The following is a 19391-nucleotide window of genomic DNA, read 5'->3' as shown; positions in this document are numbered from 1 at the left end:
ACCGCGCTTACTGGGCCGGGAGCGTAGCGACGTACGCGTCGAACTCAGCCTGGTCGAGCTGGCCGTCCTTGTTGGTGTCCGCCGCGTCGAACGCTTCCTGGGTCAGAGTGGGCCAAGCCACCTGCGCCTCGGCGATGCTGACGCCGCCGCTGGTGTCCGTATCCACGGTGGCGTACGTCACAGGCGCTGCCTGGGCGAAAGCCGCAGTGGAGAGGCCGATGGCTGCAATGGTGATCAGGATCTTCTTCATGGATAGTTTTCCTTCCATGTGAGGTGGTCGTGGCTGGTGGCCCAGCCCCGGTGGCGGCGTTAGTGCCGTCCACGAGGAGCAAGACTAGGGAGGAATGTGACCGCCAACCGGCTGGATAACGGCTCCCTCAGGTTCATTTGCTGGTCATTTCTTGGGTACACGGGAACGGCCCAAGAACGTGGAACCCAAGGCATATTTGCCACGTTACCGTTGGTTTCGCGCCTAGCTCCAGCGCTTCAGCAGCGGTCCCTCGAGGCCGCTCACCGGGTCCGTCCGGGGCATCGGAACACGCGCAATATTGTGGTCCGCGGCCGGCCGTTCATCCGATTCGCCGCGCAGCAGGTCCCAGGCCTGCCCCGGCGGGTAGCAGCCTACGACGAGGAAGTCCGAACTCGAATCGATCCGCATGTGGGCGACGCCCGCCGGGATGACGATCACGTCGCCCGGCTCGACGTCGAATGTCCGCCCCTCGGGTCCACCGAGCATCAGCCGCGCCGAACCGCGTGCCACGCCCAGCGTCTCGTGCGCCGTCGAATGATAGTGGTGATAGGTGAAGATGGTCGCCCGCCACGCCGGCGGCCAGCCGTTCTCGGCAAACAGCGCTTCCATGCCCTCGGGGCTCGTCGCAGTCCGGTTAAGCGCCTGCTCGTAGAACAGAAGCGGCAGCCGGCTGTTGGGGAATGTCCCGTCGTCGAAGAAGAGCTCCTGCCTCAGGCCTTCGACGCTTCCGGACATCTCACACCAACCCTTCGCTCTCGATCTTGTCCAGCTTGCAGCTGCCCGGCGCGGGGATGGCGTAGCCCTTGCCGTACCAGGTGCTGCGCGCCTCGGTGCTGGCCCGGCTGAGCACCTCCGGCACCACGATGCCGAGCGGCAGGTTGATGATCGCGTTGCCGCGATTGGCCTCGACGGCGTCCACCGCTGCCATCACCGCCGGATTGTCATTGAGCTCGTCTATGCCCGCCGTGATCGTCCACATCCCCGTGTAGCAGGCGCCCTGCTGGTCGATGGCCAGCTCCTTGGCGCGCACCTTGTCGGGATCGTTCTGCGTCTGGAGCGTCACGAGGTCGGTGAATATCCCGAGCGCCCACTGCACGTGGTGGCCATAGGCCTCGGCCACGAGGTAGGCCATGGCGTAGTCGGCCCCCAGCGGGAAGCGCGTCCGCAGCCGCTGATAGGCATCGGCGTCGGCATAGACCACGCGGTTCTGCGGACAATACATGACCGTCAGGTCCTTGCCCGCGAGGCCGCAGCCGAAGCCGCTGGAGTTTTCGACCACCTTGAGCGTCACTCGCGGAAATCGGATCGCCGTCTGCCAGAAGAACCGGCGCCACATCAGCTCCGCCTCCCCGCCAACGACGGGCGGATAGGCCGCGACCTGCTCGACCGTTGCCGATGCCGTCGGCACGCCGGTGATGGACGTCGGTGGTGGTGGCGGCGAAACCTTGCCGCTGATCAGCGTGACGGGATTGATCCCCGCCAGCATCACGAAGACGACGCCGAGCGCGACGACGCCGGACCATCCGAACCGCTTGATATGCGGCATCAGGCCGGCAGGTATCACGCTCATGTCTCTCTCCCTCGCGTCAGCTAGATGCTGGCGTTGAACGTATCGCACTGGCCCACGTCGCCAGTCTGCATCCCGCGCTTCAGCCACGCCATGCGCTGCTCGGACGTGCCGTGGGTGAAGTTGCGCGACGAAACCTGCCCGCGCGTCAGCGTGTCGTCGCCGATGGCATTGGCGGCATTGATCGCTTCCTCGACGTCACCCTGCTCGAGATAGTTCTGCCGGTTGGCGTAGTTGGCCCACACGCCGGCATAGCAGTCCGCCTGCAGTTCCACGCGCACCGAGTACGCGTTCTGCTGTTCCTGGCTCATGGTCGCCCGGGCCCGGTTGAACTCGGGCAGTACGCCCGTCTGGTCCTGCACCGCATGGCCGATCTCGTGCGCGATCACATAGGCCTGGGCGAAGTCGCCCGGCGCACCGAACTGCCGGCGCAACTGGTCGTAGAAGCTCAGGTCGATGTAGACCTTCTTGTCGTTGGGACAATAGAACGGCCCGGACTCCGACTGAGCCGCGCCGCATGCAGATTGGGTCGTGCCACTGAACAGGACGACTGTGGGTGGCCGGTAGGTCAGGTTGTTCTCCTGGAAGACCTTACCCCAGAGGTTCTCGGTGTCCTTGACGACGACACCGACGAAATCGGCCAGCTCGTCTTCCCCCGCCGCCGTGGACGGAGTCGACCATTGCTGGCTGGAGGGCGCCACGGCGCCGCCTCCACCCGTCAGGATGTCGATCGGGTTCTGACCGCTGACGAACCAGATGATACCCAGCACAACGATGATGCCGAGCAACCCGAGGCCTCCGCCCCCAGCCCGGCCCGTCGGCAAGCGGACGCCTCCGGGAATGCCAAATCCGCCCGAGCGACCAAATCCGCCGCCCATACCGCCCTGGCTGCGCCGGTCCTCGATGTTCGAGCTACGCTCGCGGCCTTGCCACTTCATCTGGGTGTTCTCCAATAGAGGCTGAATTCTATCAATAAGCTGCGGCCGGGCAAACCGGTTCCACCATCGAAACTTCGTCCCAACTTGATTGTTGACCAGTTGGTCAAAACCTCATCAGATGCCGCCGCCTGTCATTGCACCGTCACGCTGGCGGGAGAGGAGAAGGCCGCCGGGTTTGCGTGCGGTCGACGGCAGTTGCGGCCGTCCCTTTGGCATCCATTAGCTCAGGGAGACTTCGACCATGAATTACTACAATGGTATTTCCCGCCGCGCCTTCCTCGCCGGTTCGGCGACGCTCGGTGCCGCAGTCGTCCTGCACCCGTTTGCCGTCCAGGCGGCGGCCGGCCAGGCTCACCTTCGCATCATGGAGACCACCGACCTGCACGTCGCGGTCTTCCCCTATGACTATTACGCTGACGCGCCCAACGACACGCTCGGCCTCGCCCGTACCGCCGCGATCATCGACTCGATCCGCGCCGAGGCCGGCAATTCGGTTCTCGTCGACAACGGCGACGTCATCCAGGGCAACCCGATGGGCGACTACATCGCCTACGAGAAGGGCCTGACCAACGAGCCCCACCCGATCATCGCGGCCATGAACGTCCTCGGCTACGAAGCCGGCACGCTCGGCAACCATGAGTTCAACTACGGCCTCGAATTCCTCGACGCAGCAATAGCCGCCGCCAACTTCCCGATCGTGTCGGCCAACGTCGTCAAAGGCGAGCTCGGGGCGGAGCCGCTGGCCGATGCCACCTACATCGCGCCCTACAAGATCGTCGAGAAAGAAGTGACCGACGGCGCCGGTGCCAAGCACACGATCAAGCTCGGCTTCATCGGCTTCGTGCCGCCCCAGATCATGACCTGGGACGCCACTCATCTCGCCGGCAAGGTCAACACCCGCGACATCGTCGAGACCGCCAAGGCTTACGTGCCGAAGATGAAGGAGGAAGGCGCCGACCTCGTCATCGCCCTCTCCCACTCCGGCATCGCGCCCGAGATCGGCATCGGCGAGAACGCCTCGCTCCAGCTCGCCGCGGTCGAGGGCGTGGATGTGATCGTCACCGGCCACCAGCACCTCGTCTTCCCCAATTCCAAGGACTTCGAGGGCGTCGAAGGCGCGGACCTCGCCGCCGGCACGCTGGCCGGCAAGCCCGCCGTGATGGCTGGCTTCTGGGGCTCGCACATGGGCCTGATCGACCTGCTCCTCGAGAAGGCCGATGATGGCAAGTGGTCGATCGTCTCGCATACCGCCGAAGCCCGCCCGATCTTCGAGCGCGTCGAGGGCAAGGTGAAGCCGCTGGTCGAGAGCGTCGCCAACGTCCTCGCCGCCGCGCAGGACGACCACGACGAAACCCTCGCCTATGTCCGCCGCGCCGTCGGCGAGACCGCTGCCCCGCTCCACTCCTACTTCGCGCTCGTCGCCGACGACCCGTCGGTGCAGATCGTGAACATCGCCCAGAAGTGGTACCTCGAGCAGATGATGAAGGGCACCGAGTGGGAGGCCCTGCCGATCCTCTCCGCCGCGGCCCCGTTCAAGGCCGGCGGACGTGGCGGCCCCGACTACTACACCGACGTGCCGGTCGGCCCCGTGGCGATCAAGAACGTCGCCGACCTCTACCTCTATCCCAACACCATCCAGGCCGTGGTCGTCACCGGCCAGGACGTCCAGAACTGGCTCGACCGCTCGGCCGGCATCTTCAACCAGGTCGCAGCCGGCGCCGCCGACGCTCCGCTGATCAACCCGGATTTCCCGTCATACAATTTCGACGTGATCGACGGTGTGACCTACAAGATCGACCTCACCAAGCCGTCCAAGTACGGCCCCAAGGGTGAGGACCTGGGCAACACCGGGAGCCGCATCGTCGACCTCCAGTTCGACGGCAAGCCGATCGACCCGGCCCAGAAGTTCGTCGTCGCCTCCAACAACTATCGCGCCGGCGGCGGCGGTACGTTCCCCGGCATCAATCCGGAAAAGATCGTCTTCAAGGGTCCCGATACCAACCGCGACATCATCGTGCGCTACATCGTCGACCAGAAGACCATCCAGCCCAAGGCCGACAGCAACTGGTCCCTGGCCCCCATCGGAGCCACCGTGCTGTTCACGACCGGCCCGAAGGCGGCCGAGCACCTCGCCGACGTCACCGCGGTCAAGATCGAGGCCACCGGCGACACCGACGAAGCCGGCTTCGGCGTCTATCGCATCTCGCTCTAGATGCACTGACCCGGCGGCAAACGCTTCCCTCCCCCTTGAGGGGAGGGATTGAGGGAGGGGGTGGTTCGGCGATCGCCGCAGCCGCCCCACACTCCCCATCCCGGGGGCGCAATCCCCCTTGCCGCACAACCCATTATGCCCTCTCCTTGTCGCCCAACGACGCGCGGAGGAGACGCCCATGCTGCACACTGAAGCCCGCCATGCGGATGGTCTCGCCATCCCCCGCCGCCGCGCCATCGGGGTCGCATCCGACCACGCCGGCTTCCCGATGAAGGGTTTCATCCGCGACCTCCTCGCCGAGCATTGCGACGAAGTCATCAGCCTCGGCGCCGAGTCGACCGAGCCGGTGGATTTCCCCGATGTCACGCGCAAGGCCGTGGGCCTCATCCTCGACGGCCGCGTCGAACGTGTCGTCCTCGTCTGCGGCACCGGCGCCGGCGCCTGCATCGCTGCCAACAAGGTCAACGGCATCCGCGCCGCGGTCGCCACCGACACCTACGTCGCGCGCCAGTGCGTCATCCACGACGACGTCAACGTGCTCTGCATCGGCGCCTGGATCGTCGGCCCGCAGGTCGCGTCCGACGTGGTGCGCGCCTTTCTCGCGGCCGAATTCTCGACCGAGGAGCATTTCCGCCGCCGCGTCGAGAAACTTGCCGACCTCGAGCGCGAGGCCCGCGGCGCCTGACCTGACACGCACGCTGCGAGCCTCGCACCCCCGGCCCCTTGACTAAGTCACGGGGCGGGATTTCGCTTGCGCTGTTAGTCGCTTGGCAGTTGAGCAGGGATTCGATGGGTACCACCCCACAATTGGAAGTCCTCCTCAAGGAGGCGGATATCACGCTGAACGGGTCCCGGCCCTGGGACCCTCAGATCCATTCCGATCAGTTCTGGCAGCGCCTCTATGGCCAGGGCACCCTCGGCCTCGGCGAGGCCTACATGGACGGCATCTGGGATGTCGAAGACATGGCCGAGTTCTTCAACAAGATCCTCACCTCCAAGGTCCCCGAAGCCATCAAGCCGACGCCGAACCTCGTCTGGCAGGTGGTCCAGGCGCGCTTTCTCAACATGCAGAACATCTCGCGCTCGAGGCGCGTGGCCGAGGTTCACTACAGCGAAACCGAGGCCTACATGGCCTCGCTCGACAAGCGCATGACCGGCTCGTGCGGCTACTGGCCCGAAGGGGTGACCAACCTCGACGAGGCGCAGGAGGCCAAGCTCGACATGGTCTGCCGCAAGATCGGCCTCAGGCCCGGCCAGCTCGTCTGGGACATCGGCTGCGGCTGGGGCGCCTTCATGGGCTTTGCCGCCGAGAAATACGGCGCCCGCTGCGTCGGCGTAACCGTGTCGCCCGACCAGGCTGCCTACGGCCGCGAGCGCTACCGGAACCTGCCCATCGAGTTCCGCGTCCAGGACTACCGCGAGTTCGACGGCAAGGCCGACCATGCGGTTTCGATGGGCATGTTCGAGCATGTCGGCCACAAGAACTATCGCGCCTATTTCGAGAAGGCCCGGCAGGTCATCAAGGACGACGGGTTGTTCATGATGCACACCATCGGCAGCCAGTGGTCGACCGAGACCATCGAGGCCTGGCTCGAAAAGTACATCTTCCCTGGCGGCGTCATCCCCTCGGTCGCACAGATCGGCGAGGCCATCGACGGGCTCTTCACCGTCATCGATCTGCACAATATCGGCCCGCACTACGACAAGACGCTGGTCGCCTGGTACGAGAACTTCGAGCGCAACTGGAAGAAGGACCGGACGCCGGCCGAGGAGCGCTTCTATCGCCTCTGGAAGTACTACCTGCTCTGCTGCGCCGGCGGCTTCCGCGCCAAGGTTCTGCAGGTTTGGCAGTTCGTCCTCTCCACAAGGGGCGTGCCCGACGGCTACATCACCCAGCGTTGACCGCCCGGGAACTCTGCTTCGTTGCCGGTGAACAGTCCCGGCACCCCGATCACATCCGCGTCTCGAGCCCATGAACGCCCGCCTCTCGCTGCTGCTCGTCCTCACCCTGCTCCTCGCCGGCGCAGCCTTCCTGTGGCTCCGACCCGAACCGACCCCCGAGCCTGCCGCGCCGCCCCAGAGCCCGCGATCAAGCGCTTCCGAACGTTTCTTCATCCTCGCCGTCAACTGGCAGCCCGCCTTCTGCGAGGGCGCTGCCGATCGGCCCGAGTGCCGGTCGCAGACCAAGTCCCGCTTCGACGCAAACCACTTCTCGCTGCACGGCCTGTGGCCGAGCGGGGAATATTGTGGTGTCAGCCCGGCGACCGAACGCCTCGACCGCGACAGCCGCTGGTCCGAGCTTCCTGCCGTCAAGCTCCCGACTGACCTCCGTAGCGAGCTGGACGAAGTCATGCCCGGCACCCGGTCCCACCTCGACCGCCACGAATGGACCAAGCACGGCACCTGCTTCGGCAGCGATGCTACGGCCTACTATGAAACCTCGACGGCGCTCCTCGCCGAGCTCAACGCCTCGAAGGTGCGCGATCTCTTCGCCGACAACATCGGCAAGCACGTGACCCAGGCACAGATCCGCGCCGCCTTCGACGCGTCCTTCGGCCGGGACGCTGGGCAGCGGGTCCGCGTCGCCTGCGAGGATGATGGCAGCCGCCGGATCATCTCCGAGATCACCATTGGCCTCTGGGGAACCGAAGCGGACACCCTGCCCCAGTTGATCAACGCCGCCCGCCCCACCAGTGGCGGCTGCGCCGGCGGTATCGTCGATCCCGTGGGTTTGCAGTAGCGGTTCGTTTACCGGCCCGCTTCAGCCCGCCTCAACGGCTCGCCGCTAGTGTCGCTTCGGGTTTTCAGCGGGGCCACCATGTCAAATCCTCACTTCGCCCTCGATATTTCGGGGCTACGGAAGAGCTTCGACCGCCCGGTCGTCATCGATCTTGAACTCAAGGTCAGGGCCGGCGAGTTCTACGCCCTGCTCGGCCCCAACGGCGCCGGCAAGACCACGATCCTCCGCATGGTTGCGGGCCTCCTCCGGCAGGATGCCGGCGCAATCTCCGTCTGCGGCATCGACACCGCCAAGGACCCGGTCTCCGCCAAGCAGATCGTCGCCTGGGTGTCGGACGAGCCGATGGTCTATGACCGGCTCACGCCGCTCGAATATCTCGAATTCGTCGCCGGCCTGTGGCGCATCGACGCCAGCGAGGCCGAGCGTCACGCCAACGAACTCATCGACTGGCTCGGCCTTCGCCCGCACGCCAACGAGCGCTGCGGCGGCTTTTCGAAGGGCATGTTGCAGAAGGTCGCCCTCGCTGGCGCCCTGGTCCACAACCCGCGCCTCATCATCCTCGACGAGCCGCTTACCGGCCTCGATGCCGGCTCGGCCCGGCAGGTCAAGGATGTCCTGAAGCAGAAGGTTGCGTCCGGCGTCACCGTCATCATGACCACGCATATCCTCGAGGTCGCCGAGCGCATGGCCGAACGGATCGGCGTCATCAACCACGGCCGCCTCGTCGCCGAGGGCACCCTTGCGGAACTCCGCGCCCGCATCGGCCGCGAGACCACGCTCGAGGAAATCTTCCTCGATCTCGTCGCCCAGAAGGAAGCCGATCTCGCCGCGGAAGCCGCCGCCTGATGAGCACACCCGCAACGCTTCCCTGGTTCGCCGCCCATGAGTTCCGCCTCGCCTGGCGCGACTGGCTGGCCATGATGACGGCGGGCCGCCGGGTCCGCGGCATCGTCCTCTTCATCGTGCTCGCGGTCTTCTACCTGGGGCTACATCTTCTCGCGGCCGCCCTGCTTGGCCCCTGGATCAGGGACGGCATCACCACCGACAAGGTGACGCTCGTCACCGTGACCGGGACAGGTTTCCTGTTCTGGACTGTGATGCTCAGCCAAGCGCTGGAATCGGTGACCCGGGCCTACTATTCCCGCTCCGACCTCGACCTGCTGCTCTCCTCGCCTGCCTCCTCCGCCAGCGTCTTCGCGGTCCGCACCGGCGCGATTGCCTTCGGCACGGTGCTCCTCGCCTGCCTGCTTGCGAGCCCCATCATCAACGTCCTCATCGCTCAGGACGGGGCCCGGTGGCTTGCCGCCTACGGCGTCCTCGCCGGCCTTGGTGCTCTTGCCGCCACCCTTTCCGTGCTTGTGACCATCGGGCTCTTCCGCGCCATCGGCCCCGCCCGGACGCGTCTTGTCGCACAGATCATTGCTGGCATCGTCGGCGCCGGCTTCGTCATCGGCATCCAGGCCGTCGCGATCCTCAGCCTCGGCAACATGAACCGCTATGCGGTGATGCAGTCGCCCGAGTTCGTCGCAGCCGCCCCCGAGCTATCAAGCCTGATCTGGCTGCCCGCCCGCGCCGCCATGGGCGGTCTGTCCGCAATGCTGCTCGTCCTCTTGATCGGCTTCGGCTCGCTGGTTCTCGTCATCCGCGCCACGTCCGGAAGCTTCGCCCGGCATGCCATTGCCGCGGCCGGCGTCTCGGCCGCACGCGTGCAGCAGTCCGCTTCGACCCGCCCGTTCCGCAAATCGAGCCAGCGCCACGCGCTGCGCGTCAAGGAATGGAAGCTGCTCCGCCGCGACCCGTGGCTGCTCAGCCAGACGCTGATGCAGATCCTCTACCTCTTTCCGCCAGCGCTGTTCCTGTGGGTCTCCTACGGCCAGAGCGCCGGCACCTATGTCGTGGTCATCCCCGTCATCGTGATGGCCGCCGGCCAGCTCGCCGGTGGCCTATCCTGGCTCGCGATCTCGGGCGAGGACGCGCACGATCTCGTCGTCACGGCGCCGATCCATCCGCGCGCCGTCCTTATCGCCAAGATCGAGGCGGTCCTCGTCTCGATCGCCGTGGTCTTCGGCCCCGTCCTGCTATTCGTCGCCATCGCCTCGGTGGAGCTTGCCGCGATCACCGGCCTGTTCGTCGCGATCTCGGCCGGGTCGGCCACCGCCATCCAGCTCTGGTTCCGCGTCCCCATGCGCCGCGCCATGTTCCGCCGCCGCCAGGTGGCATCGCGCGCCGCAACCATTTCGGAAGCGCTGAGCTCGATCATGTGGGCCGGCGCCGCCGTCCTCGCCGCGGGCAACCAGTGGATCGCGGCCCTGCCTGCCATCCTCGCGGTCGTGGTGCTCGCCGTAGCCTATGCCCTCAGCCCCAAGGGCAAGCGCGTCTAGTGATCGCTCCCCGCGGGAGCGATCCAAGCGGTAACGAGCGCCAGTACGGCGGCCAGCGCGCCGACCGGGGCCAGCCAGGCGAGCCCCCACAGATCGAGCACCACGCCGCCGATCACGGCCGACAGCGCGCCGCCGAGGTTCATGGCCGTGAGGTTCAGCGCCGCCGACAGCTGGACCGACTTGGCCGATAGCCCCGCCAGCCGATGGAGTTGCGGCGGCATGAAGCCCCAGGACAGGACGCCGTAGACGGCCATGAAGCCAAAGAAGGCCGGCGCCACGACCGGATCCGGCAACAGGGCCAGCAGCGGCAGGCCGGCAAGCAGCACGATCATCAGGCCGATTATGATCAGCGTCGTCTGCTTGCCGCCGAACCGGTCGGCCAGCCAGCCGCCGAAGTGACCGCCCAGCATCGCCCCGCAGCCAAAGGCCAGCATCACCACCGGCATCAGCGACCGATCGATCCCCAGGAAATCCGTCGTGATCGCCGCCAGGAAGTTGAAGAAGATGAAGGTCCCCATGATGAGGAGGCCCGACGTCAGCAGCGTCGTCGGCACGCCCCGCACCTTCAGCACGCTGAGACGTTCCCGGAGCGAGCGGGCATCACCGTGGATATCGCCCGGCAGGCGCAGCCACATCGTCACCGCCGCGAGGATGGCGATCACGCCCAGCCCGACATAGGCGACGCGCCAGCCCAGCGAGTTGGCAACCAGCGACGCCAGCGGCGCACCCAGCGCCACTGCTATCGACCCGCCCATCACCACCGTCGAGATCGCGCTCCCGCGTTTGCCCGGAGCCGCCAGCGCTACTGCCGTCGACTGCGCCGTGGAAGTGAATAGCCCCGCCCCGCAGGCGAGAACGGTGCGCGCCCCGAGCATCAGGAGATAACCTGGTAGCAGGCCGAACAGCACCGCCATCGTCCCGAACACGAACTCGGCGCCCGCTACCACCGTGCGCCGGTCCACATGTCCCAGCACGGTCGCGAGGATCGGCGTGCCGATCCCGTAGGCAATCGAATAGGTGAAGATCAGCAGGCCTGCCTCGGAGAGGCTGATCCCCATCTCGGCGGCGACATCGGGCATGACGAGGACAACAAGCGAGCTCTCCACGCTGCCGGCAAAAGCCCCCAGCGCCAGCCAAAGTAGTCTCGCGTCCATCGTGTGCACCTCTTCCATACCAGTAGGGAGAGGAGTCCCGAGACTTGGTCAAGCCACCGCCGGCTACACCTTTCTGCCGAGCCCTGTCACGCTGTGCGGCACCCATCCCTGCCTCCGTTGTCCAGCTTCCTCGACTCGCCCGTCTCGGCTAGTCGGGACGTTCGTATGGATGGCCTCGAGGACGATCTGACGTGAGCCGGCTCAACTTCCGTGACGCAACACCTGCCGACCTTGGTTTCATCGTTGGCTTGATCGTCGAGGACAGTGTCGTTCCCACCAACGACCTCCCCGATCAGCCTAGTCACCCCCGCTACCTCGCGGCCTTCGCCGCGATCGAGGCCGATCCCAACCAGACGCTGGTGATCGCAGAGTACGAGGGCAAGCGCGTGGGCACGCTGCAGCTGACCTTCATCCCGGGGATCGCGCGCCTGGGCGAGTTCCGCTGCCTCATCGAGGCCGTGCACATCGTCCCGACCCACCGCAACCTCGGCCTTGGCAGCGAGATGATCGGCTGGGCGATCGAGCAGGCCCGCGCCCGCGGCTGCGGCATCGTTCAGCTGACGTCGAACAAGAAACGTCTCGACGCCCACCGCTTCTATGAGCGGCTGGGCTTCAGCAAGAGCCACGAAGGTTTCAAGTTGGCGCTTTAGTCGGCCTGGGCGCGCAACACCACGGCCACCGTATCCGGCCGCGCACCGGGGTCCGGCAGGTCATGCGGGCCGAAGCCTTCCGCCGTGTTGACGTTGAGCGCCACGCCCGTGGTGCGGAACCCGAGCACTTCCTCGAACCCGCCGTTCTCGGCGCGCACCAGCAGCGGCGCCGAAGGATCGAACGTCTCCAGCATGGCGATCACTTCGCCCACGGTGAGTCCGCATAGCTGCGGCGCCTTGGTCCGCGAGGGCTTGTTCAACAGTTCGAGCACAATAGGCCATCCGTGAAGGCGCATTCCCGGGATGAACATGCGACGAGCGTCTCACCTCGCGCACCCCACAAATATGGGGGTCAGGTGCTCGCCTGCGGCATTGCTTCAGAAATACTGCAGCCGCGCCACCAGATGCCCGAGTTCGGACTGCTTCCTGATGCCGAGCTTGTCGTACACGGTCTTGAGCGTCGAGCGCGCCGTGTGCTCGGAAATGCCCAACCCGGTGGCAGCTCCCTTGAGCGGCGAGCCCGTGCCTACCAAAGCGGCAAGCCGCGCTTCCGCGTTCGTCAGGCCGAAGAGTTGCAGCATGCGGGCTGCGTCGCGCCGCTCCGGCCCTTGCGTGTCGGCCAGCAGCACCAGCGCGGCATCCGGCCCGTGCTCGCCATGCTCGAGCGGCAGCACATGGGCGACGAGGCTGCGACCGTCGGGTCGCCGCAACAATATGGGGTCGGACATGCGCGGCCCGGTGCGCGCCACGCTGTTCTTGAGCGCCCGCTGCAGCGCCTGCCGTTCCTCCGCCACGTTGCTCAACAGCAACTCGCCTGCCTTCAGCCGCTCGAGGCAGAGCAGGCTCTTCGCGCTGGCATTGGCCTCGAGCAGCGTTCCGTCCTCGCGCACCACCGCAGCGGCCCGACCCGTATCCTCGATGAGGCCGAGGAAAACCGATGCGGCCGTGCCGATGGTCGCCCGGCCGACGACCCGCGGCTCGCTCCAGATGGAGGTGACACGCTTGGCGTGGAGCCCGAACACGTATTCCAGTGGCCGCAATGCCCGCATGTAGTCCGGCGCGGCGTCGGTGATCTCAAGCGACACGATCTCGGCATCGGCGAGGTCGGAAACCGTTGAATCCGCATGCTTGATCAGGCCTGAGCGGGTGTAGCCGAGGAAGGTGTCGACACCCGACATATCCCGCCGCTCCTCGCCCGTCGGGCGCACAGTTGCCCGCAGCCAGTCCTCGCCGTCCACGCTGGCCACGCCGTGCAGCAGCCCGCCCTCCATCCAGGTGGATGCCGTCCCTTCCACGGTTGCTTCCGAGTAGAGCTTCTGCATCGCGGCCGCTCCGGGCGCGTCCATGATGTTGCCCATCACGAACATGCCCTCGCCGATATCGGTGCCCGGCTCGCCTTCCACCGAGACGCCGACCACCCCGCGACGGTAGGGCGCCAGCCCCCGGCCGGTGGGTGCGTGATAGATGCCAAGCAACCCGATGCTGGACGATGACAGCACCAGCCCCTCCGGCAGGAAGGGATTCACGGCTGCGGCATCGATCCGGAACCCCGTCCAGATGACATCGATAGCAGTCTTGTGGAATGGAGGCTCCAGCGCCGCGCCCGGTATCCTCGCGGAGAGGGGCCTGTCTGCGCCCTTGCGGGCGTCTCGAGCTTTTTCGCCTAGCATCGGCTACCCCAGCCGATTCCGCCGCCCGCACTCCCGCCGGCAGCCAAATCCAATGAAATCGATCTCATAGAGGATAGGAAGACGCGGCAGAAGTATCAACGCATGAATGTCTCACATTGATGCGCGCGGGATCACATCGCGCCGAGCCGCGCCAGGACCTCGTTGGGGATTCGATAGATCCGGATCACTTCCTTCTGATCCCTCAGCCCGCACATCTCGCGCTGCACGAAGAACTTCCACACTTCGTGCGCCACGGTCCGCACCAGCGCCAGCCGCGCTTCGGGCGCGCCGGGTGACGCATCGAAGGCATGGAGCGCCGCGATCGCGTTCTCCACCTGTCGGCCGTGATGACCAAGGGACGAGGCCTTCTCGCCCAGCACCTCGTTCTCGATGGAGCCAAAGCCACTGGTGAGGCGCTGGCGAAGTTCGGCAATGTCGAGGGCTGTAAGCGGCATGGTCGAAAGCTAGGGACGCCTGCATCGCTTCGCAACCCTGCCCTTCTCAGCTCTGACAGGGCAGGCTAGAAGCGCCGGATGTCCTCGCCCCTCGCCCGCCCCACAGCGACGCTGATCGGCTTCACGGCCGTGCTGCTGTGGTCGCTACTCGCCTTTCTCACGGCCGCCAGCGGCACGATGCCGGCCTTCCAGCTCACGGCGATCACCTTCGCGATCGGCGGCCTGTCGCTGCTGGTCCTGCGCCCCGGCGCGCTGAAGGCCATGCGCCAGCCGCTGCCGGTCTGGCTGCTCGGCGTGGGTGGGCTGTTCGGCTATCACTTCGTCTACTTCTTCGCGCTGCGGAACGCGCCGCCTGTCGAAGCCGGTCTCATCAACTACCTGTGGCCACTCCTGATCGTCGTCTTCTCCGCCCTGCTGCCGGGCGAGCGCCTCAAGTGGCAGCACATCGCCGGCTGTGTCCTCGCACTTGCTGGCGCCGTGCTTGTGGTCACTCGCGGCCAGGGATTTGGCTTCGATCCGCAGTATGCCCTCGGCTACGGCGCGGCCCTCTTTGCTGCCCTCGCCTGGTCGACCTACTCCGTCCTGTCGCGCCGCTTCGCCCACGTGCCGAGCGATGCGATCGCCGGTTTCTGCCTGGTGACGGCAGCCCTCGCCGCCATCTGCCACATGTTGCTCGAAACGACCGTCTGGCCCGCGAATGCCTGGCAATGGGCTTCCGTTGTAGGCCTCGGCCTCGGCCCCGTCGGGCTCGCCTTCTATGTCTGGGATATCGGCGTGAAGCAGGGCGACATCCAGATTCTCGGAGCCGCCTCCTACTCCGCCCCGCTACTCTCGACCCTCATCCTGATCGCCACGGGATATGCCGCCTACAGCAACACGATCCTGGTCGCCTGCCTGCTGATTACTGCAGGCGCCGTCGTCGCTGCCAAGGACATGCTGTTCAGGCGCCCTGCCGCCGCTCGCTAGAACAGGAACGAGGCCGTCGCCGGGTTCGATCCCGTCCGCCCCCGCTCGCCCTTCTCGAGCCCGTCGATCCGCTTCATGTCGTCATCATCGAGCTCGAAGTCGAACACGTCGATGTTCTCGACCATGCGTGCCTTGTGCGTCGACTTGGGGATCACGATGAAGCCTTGCTGCAGGTGCCAGCGGATCAGCACCTGCGCCGCCGACCTCCCGTGCTTGCTGGCGATCTCGGCGACCGTCCTGTCATCCAGCACGCTGCCCGACCCGAGCGGGCTATAGGCCTCGATGTGGATTTCGTGGGCCAGGTTGTAGGCAAGACGCTCCCGCGCCTGGAAGTAGGGATGCAACTCGACCTGGTTCACCGCCGGAACCTCCCCGGTCTCGGCGATGATCCGCTCGATGTGGTCCTGGTTGAAGTTCGAGACCCCGATCGACCTGATCCGCCCCTGCCCCTTGAGCTCGATCAGCGCCTTCCAGGCCTCGACATACTTGCCCTGGCTCGGCACCGGCCAGTGGATCAGGAACAGGTCGAGCTGCTCGAGCCCCAGCGCCTTCATGGTCTTGTCGAAGCTCGATAGCGCCTGGTCGCGCGCATGCCCGCCGTTGCGAAGCTTGGAGGCGATGAACAGTTCGCCGCGCGGCACCGAGGCCCGCTTGATCGCTTCGCCGACACCTTCCTCGTTGTGGTAGCCCTCGGCCGTATCGATCGACCGGTAGCCGGCCTCGATCGCATCCGTCACCACCCGCGCGGTGATCCCCGGATCCACCTGCCACACACCGAGCCCCAGTTGCGGGATCGTGTTGCCGTCGCGCAGCGTGATGGAAGGAACGGTCGGCATGTGTGCACCTCATGGCAGCGGGAATGGAAACGCCGGTCCACGAGCGGCAACCAAGGGCTGCCGCTCGTGACAGGCTTCCGGGCACAATGCCTCCCGGCGCCAAAAGGTTCAGTGACGGCTAGGGCGCGGGCGCGCTCAGCACCGTCACGTCTTCGATCCCGATCTCGGCCAGTTGGGGAAGGATCGACTGCGGATCACCACCGATCATGATGATTGCGCGATCGGTGGAGGACATGGCCTTCGCCGCGCGTTGCACCTCCGAAGGGTCGAGCGAGACGAAATCCTCGAGCCGCGAGCTGAACTCCGCCGCGGTCATGTCCTTGCCGGCTGCTCCGAGCACGAGACCGGCTACACCGCTGGAGGTTTCGGCTGTCCCTGCCGACGCGTTGGCCGAAGCCATGATGGTACTTGTCAGCTCCACCTCTGTGACAGGAACCGTCGCCAACTCATCGAAGCCCTTCAGGATCTCGGCCAGCGATGCCCCGACCTTGTCGGCCTGCACGGACGTATTGACCAGCATCACACCGCCGGTTCGCATGCTGGACCACACGCCACTGCTCACCCCATAGGAGTAGCCCTTGGCTTCCCGCAGCACGAGACTGAGCCGGCTGCTGGATTCGCCTGCGAACAGTCGCGCAACGGTCGAGGCCTCGGTGAACCCGGGCTCGTCGAATCCGGGCGCGGGTCGCGCCACGTAGATCACTGCCTGGCTGGTGTCGGCGCTTGGCGCGACATAGATTCCGGGCTCTTCCGGAAACACGGCGGACGGGAAAGTCACCGGAGTATCACCGGCCTCTCCCCCAACCCAATCGCCGAAGGCCGCCTCGAGGGAGGCCCGAACCTCCTCCAGCGACTGCGTTCCCACGCTGAAGAGGGTCATCGTGCTCGGCGTGAAGCGCTTCTCGTAGGCGCCTCGAATGTCGTCGACGGTCACCCCCTCGATGGACGCAACACTGGACTGGAGCGCCGGGCGCCCCGGCTCGAGCGGGAACATCAGGCGTTCGAGCTCGTAGTAGGCGGAGGCTGCCGGATCGAGCTGCCGGTACATCAGCCCCTGCTGCAACTCCGCCTTCAGCGTCGCCCATTCGGCTGGCTCGAAACGCGGCGCACGCACAGCGTCGGCCAATAGCTTCGTCGCCGGCTCGAAAGCTTCCGCGGCGACCGAGAGCAGGACGGTCGAGCGGCGCGTGTCGATGAACCCCGAGACATCGGCGCCGATATCCTTGGCCGCCTTGCTGAAGGCCTCGAAGTCGCGCTCCCCCGCCCCTCTCGTCATCAACGTTGCCATGGCTTCGGCGAGACCCTCGCGCCCCGGCTCGTCGTTGCCGCTGCCGCCGGTCACCGATGCTGCAACCAGCGCCATCGGAGCTCCCGGCGTCCGGTAGTGCACGACCTCGATCCCATTGGAGAGCGTCGCGGTTTCCATGGCGGGCAGCTTGCCCTTGCCCGGCACGTCCGGAGCCAGCATCGGCACTTCGACCGCCGGCCGATCGGCCGCGGCGATCGGCTGAGGAACACCCGAGCTGTCCTTGAGAACCGCCGGATAGTCGCCCGGTTGCCCCGGCAGCATCGTCAGTACGCTCATGGCCTCGGGCCTGACCACGTCCCGGAAGGTCGCACTGACCTGCTCGGGCGTCAGCTCCAGCAGGAGCGGATCGTCCTGGAGCACTAGTTCCGTATCGCCAAACAGGTCGAGTGTCGTCCCGAGAGCGCCGGCCTTGCCCAGGGCCGCCTCCGTGGCGACGCCCCGCGACAGCAGCATCAGCCGCCGCGCCCGCTCCATATCCTCGGGCACCATGTCGGTCGCCGCGAAATCCAGTATGACCCGGCGCAGTTCAGCTTCCAGGGTATCGATGGCCACGCCCGGCGCCGCCGTCGCAGATACCGTGAAGCGCCCTCCGAGGCGGCCATTCTCCCATCCTGCCGACGCCTGGACCGCAAGTCCCGTTTCGACGAGCCTGCGCCGCAGCACGCCGTACTCGTAGTTGCCCAGGACGTCCGCTGCTATCGTCAGCGCCCGGCTCTCCTTGGTCTCCACCGACGGTCCGGCGATGCCGAGCATCACCATCGGCGAGGCAACGCGGTCCGTAGCCTCGATCCGCGCCACAGGGGCCACCGGCACGCTGGCCGCCGGCACCATGACATCACCGCCCCGCGGCACCCGTCCGAATGTGTCGGCGATGAGGGCCCTGGTTGCGTCGACGTCGAAATCTCCCGCCACGGACAGGATGGCATTGTTGGGCACATAGTAGGCGTTGAAGAAGGCCTTCACGTCGCCCAGCTGCGCCGCATCGAGATCGGCGATGGAGCCGATGACTGCCTTGGCGTAGGGATGCGGCGCCGGGAACAGGGCCGACCTCAGCGCGAGCATTCCCGACTGGCCGGCACTATCGAGAACGGTCTGACGCATCTCGTTCTTGACGACATCGCGCTCGACGTCGAACTCGGCCTGGTCGACTTCGCGGCCCAGATTGGCCATGCGGTCTGCCTCGACGGACAGCAGCACCGGCAGTGCCGAACTCAGGCCATCGGCGAGATAGATCGTTCGATCTTCGCTGGTGAAGGCGTTGTTCGAGAGGCCCAGCTCCGAATACGTCCTATCGATGTCCGGATAGTTCTTCGTACCGCTGAACATGAGGTGCTCGAACAGATGGGCAAACCCCGACCGCCCCGCGGGCTCGTTCATGCCCCCGACCCGGTAGATCAGCGAAAGCGCAACCTTGGGCACCTTGTGGTCGGGCGCCAGCACCACCTCCAGCCCATTCTCGAGCCGGTAGTGCACCACCTTCAGCTCATCGTCGGCAATAGAAAGTGACGTAGAAACAAGCACAAAGCTTGCAGTCGCCAGAAGCAGTCGAATAAAATGCATACACGGGCCCTGAGTGAAACTGGGCCAGTAATGGCATCGACTCCGAAAATGGTCCACTACATTTCGTGGCACCCCCGCGCGCCGCATGCCAGGTGCATCGGCAGGCCATCGGTACTATACTGCCATTGCCATGAGCAGTGATGCCATCACCAAGCCGCGGACAGAGACCAAGCCAAAGGTGGCGCGGCCACCGTTGCACAAGGTCATTCTCGTCAACGACGACTTCACCCCGCGCGACTTCGTCGTGCGCGTGCTGAAGGCCGAGTTCCGGATCACCGCCGATCAGGCCTATCGCATCATGATCACGGCCCACACCAAGGGCTCTTGCGTGGTCGCCGTCTTCATCCAGGAGATCGCCGAAACCAAGGCGAAGCGCGCCACCGAGATGGCGCGCAACGAAGGCTACCCGCTGCTCTTCACGACCGAACCGGAAGACTAGGTCAGGATCGAGATCCCGAGCGCCAGCATCAGCAGCACGATGATGATGCCGACCACCATGATCGCGAACACCACCTTCGCGATGGTGGCCGCACCCGCGGCGATGCCGGTGAACCCGAGCGCACCGGCGACGAGCGCAATGACGATGAGCAGAATCAGAAACTGAAACATTCGAGCCACCCTGTTGATCGTGCAGGGGAAACGGCGCGCTGCCGCCCGGGTTCCACGCTTGACGCTGAGGCGCGTGGGCAGTAACCAGCGCCTC

Annotated in this window: 20 protein-coding genes; 9 read left to right on the top strand and 11 right to left on the bottom strand. The window is 66.0% G+C overall.

Annotated elements, in window-relative coordinates; all coding sequences use genetic code 11:
- Positions 1-7 precede the first annotated feature (7 nt).
- The 4 genes from PRN20_RS18635 to ypfJ all read right to left on the bottom strand — a co-directional run bounded on the left by PRN20_RS18635 (position 8) and on the right by ypfJ (position 2755).
- On the bottom strand, positions 8-250 hold the full coding sequence (locus PRN20_RS18635; protein WP_273959143.1) for a hypothetical protein: 243 nt from the start codon (positions 248-250) through the stop codon (positions 8-10).
- A gap of 222 nt (positions 251-472) precedes the next feature.
- Positions 473-985, bottom strand: a complete 513-nt coding sequence (locus tag PRN20_RS18630; RefSeq protein WP_273959142.1) for a cupin domain-containing protein — start codon at positions 983-985, stop codon at positions 473-475.
- A gap of 1 nt (position 986) precedes the next feature.
- Positions 987-1820, bottom strand: coding sequence for a neutral zinc metallopeptidase (locus tag PRN20_RS18625; protein WP_273959141.1), 834 nt, complete (start codon positions 1818-1820; stop codon positions 987-989).
- A 20-nt stretch (positions 1821-1840) separates the two neighbouring features.
- Positions 1841-2755: a KPN_02809 family neutral zinc metallopeptidase gene (ypfJ, locus tag PRN20_RS18620; protein ID WP_273959140.1), complete on the bottom strand. Its 915-nt coding sequence runs from the start codon at positions 2753-2755 to the stop codon at positions 1841-1843.
- Positions 2756-2996: 241 nt separating this feature from the next.
- On the opposite strand from ypfJ, the gene PRN20_RS18615 reads away from it, so the two are divergent.
- The 6 genes from PRN20_RS18615 to PRN20_RS18590 all read left to right on the top strand — a co-directional run bounded on the left by PRN20_RS18615 (position 2997) and on the right by PRN20_RS18590 (position 10088).
- Complete coding sequence (locus PRN20_RS18615) at positions 2997-4967, top strand: bifunctional 2',3'-cyclic-nucleotide 2'-phosphodiesterase/3'-nucleotidase (RefSeq protein WP_273959139.1); 1971 nt, start codon at positions 2997-2999, stop codon at positions 4965-4967.
- Positions 4968-5145: 178 nt separating this feature from the next.
- Entirely contained in the window at positions 5146-5652 is a 507-nt protein-coding gene (locus PRN20_RS18610; RefSeq protein WP_273959138.1) for an RpiB/LacA/LacB family sugar-phosphate isomerase, read from the top strand.
- Between the two features lie 104 nt (positions 5653-5756).
- On the top strand, positions 5757-6869 hold the full coding sequence (cfa, locus tag PRN20_RS18605) for a cyclopropane fatty acyl phospholipid synthase (RefSeq protein ID WP_273959137.1): 1113 nt from the start codon (positions 5757-5759) through the stop codon (positions 6867-6869).
- A 70-nt stretch (positions 6870-6939) separates the two neighbouring features.
- The gene (locus PRN20_RS18600) at positions 6940-7707 is read left to right on the top strand and encodes a ribonuclease T2 family protein (RefSeq protein ID WP_273959136.1); all 768 of its coding nucleotides are present in this window, start codon (positions 6940-6942) and stop codon (positions 7705-7707) included.
- 78 nt (positions 7708-7785) lie between these two features.
- A complete protein-coding gene (locus PRN20_RS18595; RefSeq protein WP_273959135.1) occupies positions 7786-8553 on the top strand; it encodes an ABC transporter ATP-binding protein in 768 nt (255 codons plus the stop codon).
- Positions 8553-10088, top strand: a complete 1536-nt coding sequence (locus PRN20_RS18590; protein ID WP_273959134.1) for a permease — start codon at positions 8553-8555, stop codon at positions 10086-10088. The genes PRN20_RS18595 and PRN20_RS18590 overlap by 1 nt, the downstream gene beginning before the upstream one ends.
- On the opposite strand, the gene PRN20_RS18585 is transcribed toward PRN20_RS18590, so the two are convergent.
- Positions 10085-11242 (bottom strand): MFS transporter, encoded by a 1158-nt coding sequence (locus tag PRN20_RS18585; protein WP_273959133.1) that lies wholly within the window; start codon positions 11240-11242, stop codon positions 10085-10087. The two genes, PRN20_RS18590 and PRN20_RS18585, sit on opposite strands and share 4 nt — an antisense overlap.
- A 191-nt stretch (positions 11243-11433) precedes the next feature.
- Here PRN20_RS18585 and PRN20_RS18580 point away from each other — a divergent pair, with 191 nt between their 5' ends.
- The gene (locus tag PRN20_RS18580) at positions 11434-11892 is read left to right on the top strand and encodes a GNAT family N-acetyltransferase (RefSeq protein WP_273959132.1); all 459 of its coding nucleotides are present in this window, start codon (positions 11434-11436) and stop codon (positions 11890-11892) included.
- On the opposite strand, the gene PRN20_RS18575 is transcribed toward PRN20_RS18580, so the two are convergent.
- From PRN20_RS18575 to PRN20_RS18565, 3 genes are all read right to left on the bottom strand, one after another.
- Positions 11889-12164, bottom strand: a complete 276-nt coding sequence (locus PRN20_RS18575; protein ID WP_273959131.1) for a hypothetical protein — start codon at positions 12162-12164, stop codon at positions 11889-11891. The two genes, PRN20_RS18580 and PRN20_RS18575, sit on opposite strands and share 4 nt — an antisense overlap.
- Positions 12165-12269: 105 nt before the next feature.
- Entirely contained in the window at positions 12270-13562 is a 1293-nt protein-coding gene (locus PRN20_RS18570) for a hypothetical protein (protein WP_273959130.1), read from the bottom strand.
- A gap of 131 nt (positions 13563-13693) precedes the next feature.
- The gene (locus PRN20_RS18565; RefSeq protein WP_273959129.1) at positions 13694-14017 is read right to left on the bottom strand and encodes a DUF6665 family protein; all 324 of its coding nucleotides are present in this window, start codon (positions 14015-14017) and stop codon (positions 13694-13696) included.
- Between the two features lie 78 nt (positions 14018-14095).
- Here PRN20_RS18565 and yddG point away from each other — a divergent pair, with 78 nt between their 5' ends.
- Positions 14096-14983 carry an aromatic amino acid exporter YddG gene (gene yddG / locus PRN20_RS18560; protein WP_273959128.1) on the top strand — a complete coding sequence of 296 codons (888 nt, stop codon included), beginning with the start codon at positions 14096-14098 and terminating at the stop codon, positions 14981-14983.
- Here the strand turns inward: yddG and PRN20_RS18555 are convergent.
- Positions 14980-15819, bottom strand: coding sequence for an aldo/keto reductase (locus PRN20_RS18555; RefSeq protein ID WP_273959127.1), 840 nt, complete (start codon positions 15817-15819; stop codon positions 14980-14982). The two genes, yddG and PRN20_RS18555, sit on opposite strands and share 4 nt — an antisense overlap.
- A 118-nt stretch (positions 15820-15937) precedes the next feature.
- Positions 15938-18688: a M16 family metallopeptidase gene (locus PRN20_RS18550; RefSeq protein ID WP_273959126.1), complete on the bottom strand. Its 2751-nt coding sequence runs from the start codon at positions 18686-18688 to the stop codon at positions 15938-15940.
- Positions 18689-18818: 130 nt separating this feature from the next.
- Here PRN20_RS18550 and clpS point away from each other — a divergent pair, with 130 nt between their 5' ends.
- Positions 18819-19127, top strand: coding sequence for an ATP-dependent Clp protease adapter ClpS (gene clpS, locus PRN20_RS18545; protein ID WP_273959125.1), 309 nt, complete (start codon positions 18819-18821; stop codon positions 19125-19127).
- On the opposite strand, the gene PRN20_RS18540 is transcribed toward clpS, so the two are convergent.
- On the bottom strand, positions 19124-19297 hold the full coding sequence (locus tag PRN20_RS18540; protein ID WP_273959124.1) for a DUF1328 family protein: 174 nt from the start codon (positions 19295-19297) through the stop codon (positions 19124-19126). The two genes, clpS and PRN20_RS18540, sit on opposite strands and share 4 nt — an antisense overlap.
- Positions 19298-19391: the final 94 nt, after the last annotated feature.

The organism is Devosia sp. ZB163, from assembly GCF_028613635.1.
In the GTDB taxonomy this organism is placed as follows: Bacteria; Pseudomonadota; Alphaproteobacteria; order Rhizobiales; family Devosiaceae; genus Devosia_A.
The sequence above is the reverse complement of the archived record's forward strand: the minus strand, read 5'-3'. Positions and strand labels throughout refer to the sequence as shown.